The organism is Janthinobacterium sp. FW305-128 (genome assembly GCF_020858135.1).
Lineage (GTDB): Bacteria > Pseudomonadota > Gammaproteobacteria > Burkholderiales > Burkholderiaceae_D > Janthinobacterium.
This window is the reverse complement of record NZ_JACYMK010000047.1, coordinates 1-653: the sequence shown is the minus strand read 5'-3', so window position 1 is coordinate 653 and position 653 is coordinate 1. Positions and strand designations below refer to the sequence as shown.

General features: G+C 62.8%; 1 pseudogene. It reads right to left on the bottom strand.

Annotated elements, in window-relative coordinates:
• A pseudogene (locus IGS60_RS28255) lies at positions 1 to 653 on the bottom strand (sulfoacetaldehyde acetyltransferase); the annotation flags it as partial.

Here is a 653-nt window from a genome sequence, read left to right as displayed (position 1 = left end):
TTTTCATGGGTCCAGTTCGTCAATTCCTCTTCCCACGCGGCCTTCTCCGCTTGCACGGTGGCGTACCGCTCGTCGCGCGTGGTGTCGCAGTCGAGCGTCTTGCCATCGAGGCGGGCAATAATCGCCTTGGCGGCCGCCTTGGCGTCGCCGCAGATGCCCACCGAAATCTTCTTCACCAGGCCCAGCATCTTGTTGTCGGCGTCGATCTGGATGATCTTGGCATTCTTCGGCCAGTAATCCATGCCGTGCTGCGGCAAGGTGCCGAACGGTCCCAGGCGCGAGCCTAAGGCAACGACGACGTCGGCCTGGGCGATCAGTTTCATCGCCGCCTTCGAACCCTGGTAGCCGAGCGGGCCGCACCACAGCGGGTGGCTGGCGGGAAACGAGTCGTTATGCAGATAGCTGTTCACGACGGGCGCACCGAGGCGTTCGGCCAGGGCCTTGCATTCTTCGATGGCTTCGCCCATGACGACGCCGCCGCCCGAGATGATCACGGGGAACTTGGCCTTGGCCAGCAGTTCCGCCGCATCGTTCAGGCTTTGCTCGCCGCCGGCGCCACGGTCCAGGCGGTTCGGTTTCGGGATCTCGGCCTTGATTTCGCCATAAAAATAGTCGCGCGGGATGTTCAATTGCGTCGGGCCCATTTCCGACAT